Here is a 2105-nt window from a genome sequence, read left to right on the forward strand (position 1 = left end):
CCGACCGAACACATTGATCCGTCAGCCCACGCCCGTTCCCCGGGTGGGTTGTTCTGCAAGGAGCCGCTGCCATGACTTCCACTGTGTTCGAACAGGATTCACCGCTGCCGACCGGCTTCGCGATCCTCGGCTCGATCCTGGGCTGGACCACTGGTGAGGAACTGAGCGACCCGATACTCGCTGCCGCCGCCGAGCTGGTCGAGATCTCGCGCGCCGAGGTGCTGGTGGCCGAGCCGCTCGGGGCCGCGCGGGCCGAGCAGATGCGCCGCATCGATACCGCTGTCGCCGAAGCGCTGCCCGTGCCGTCATCAGCGACGCCGCCGCACACCGAGACCGTCGCGATGGCAGTGGCGAGGATGGCCGGCTACGCCGCGCGCCTGGACCGGCACCACACCCCAGCCAGTCTGATCACGGTGTGGGGACCGCTATTCGAACTGGCACGCGCCCTCGACGGTCTCATCACAGACCTCACCGCCGGAAGACGGCGCGTCCCGCTGAGTATCTGGTGGGCCGGGTTCGGCGCGGCGATCTCGACGCCGGAGCACCCATGATGGCTCTCCGCGTGGCCGTGGCGCTGGTCGGCAGCGTGGCCTTGATCGTCGTGGCCGCGCCCATCGGCGCGGCACCGGCGGCGTCCCCGGCTCCGGCAGCGTCGACGGCGCTGTCGATCACCGTTTGTCCCGCGTTGTTTGCGTTCGGGGTTCAGGGAACGGGGGAATCATCACCGGATGCCGCGCCCACGACCGATACCGGGATGTTGTCGCTGGTGTTTCGGCCGATGATGGCCGCCGCCTCCGATCCCGGGCTGGTCGACCGTGCCTACGTGCCCTACCCGGCGGGTTTCGGTGGTGCGGTCGGCGCCTCGGTCACCCCGTACACCGAATCGGTCGCCACCGGTGTGGTCCGGTTGGAATCGATGATCCGCCAGGTCCATTCGGCGTGCCCGCAGACCAGGATCGCGCTGGTCGGCTACTCACAAGGTGCACACGTCGCCTCGATCACCGCCCAGGACATCGGCACCGGTCAGGGTGTGGTCGACCCCGACGTGATCGCCGCGGTCATCTTGATGGCCGACCCGACCCGCACCGTGGGCACTGGCTTGTTCCCCGGGACCGACGCCACCACGCCCGCCCCGGCGCCCGGGACCACAGGCACGCACCTGTCCCTACTGCCTGCCGCCCCGGTCAGGTCGGTGGCATCCGGTGGCGGGATCGCACCGACACGCGACATCGCTGAGGACTACGGGACGATGACCGGGCGGGTGGCGAGTTTGTGTGTCGCCGGTGATCTGGCCTGCGACACTCCGGCGGGGTCGGCGATCCTGCGTGCCGCCGCAGGGGTCGCGTCGCAGTCGTTGTTGTCGACGGGTGACCCGATCGCCTCGTTGATCTCGATCGGGCAGGCCCTGGCCTACACCTCGATCAAGACCGCGACCACCGCGGTCGCCGAGGACATCTCGGGGACGTCGCTGGCGGATGTGTCGGTGTCGCCGAAGAATTCGATCTCCCAGCGCTTGGCCGATGCCTCCGATCCCCGGGCCCCGCTGGACATGAACGCCGCGGTGACGGCGGCGATGCGGGTGGGCACGATCGGGCTCAACGCGGTCAACGTCGTCGTCGCGTCAATCCTCAACCCGACAACCCTCACCCAGCTGGCCACGATCGCGCTAACCAACCCCGGTGCCGCGGTAGCGATGCTGAATGAGAAGTACACGACCACGGTCAACGACCTGATCCCGCCAACGACCGGCGACCGGCTCGTCACGGCGGCGTTCGATGTCGTTCGGCGCGAGGTCACCGACAATCAAGCGCTGCTCGACCTCACCACCTGGGTGCGGCTGTGGGAAACCGGGATGCGTCACGATGCCTACTCCCACACAATCGGTAACGGGCCCTCCCCCGCGGCGTGGGCCGGAGCATGGCTAGCCGCAGCAGCCCACGACGCCGCTGCCTCGCCCATCACCACCGGACGCTCCATCACGCCATCGCCTCGGCCACCGGCGAGCACCCTGGTGACGTCGTCCTCGACCACGTCCACGATCCGCAGCGTGGACCTGCCCGCTCCCACAACACAACCCATAACCGCACCGCGCTATTGGGTGTGGG

2 protein-coding genes are annotated in these 2105 nt (G+C 68.9%); both read left to right on the top strand.

Features of this window, described 5'->3' with window-relative positions:
* Positions 1-71 precede the first annotated feature (71 nt).
* Positions 72-551: a hypothetical protein gene (locus tag ACFWPJ_RS31255; RefSeq protein ID WP_378856878.1), complete on the top strand. Its 480-nt coding sequence runs from the start codon at positions 72-74 to the stop codon at positions 549-551.
* Positions 548-2105: cutinase family protein (locus ACFWPJ_RS31260; protein WP_378856880.1), on the top strand; the 1558-nt coding region annotated here is incomplete at its 3' end. The genes ACFWPJ_RS31255 and ACFWPJ_RS31260, both read left to right, overlap by 4 nt.

The sequence above is a fragment of the Nocardia sp. NPDC058497 genome (genome assembly GCF_042720195.1).
Lineage (GTDB): Bacteria > Actinomycetota > Actinomycetes > Mycobacteriales > Mycobacteriaceae > Nocardia.

Bases quoted from the DNA above. Each gene is read 5' to 3' on its own strand.
- ACFWPJ_RS31255 (WP_378856878.1), top strand. From the start codon at position 72: ATGACTTCCACTGTGTTCGAACAGGATTCACCGCTGCCGACCGGCTTC.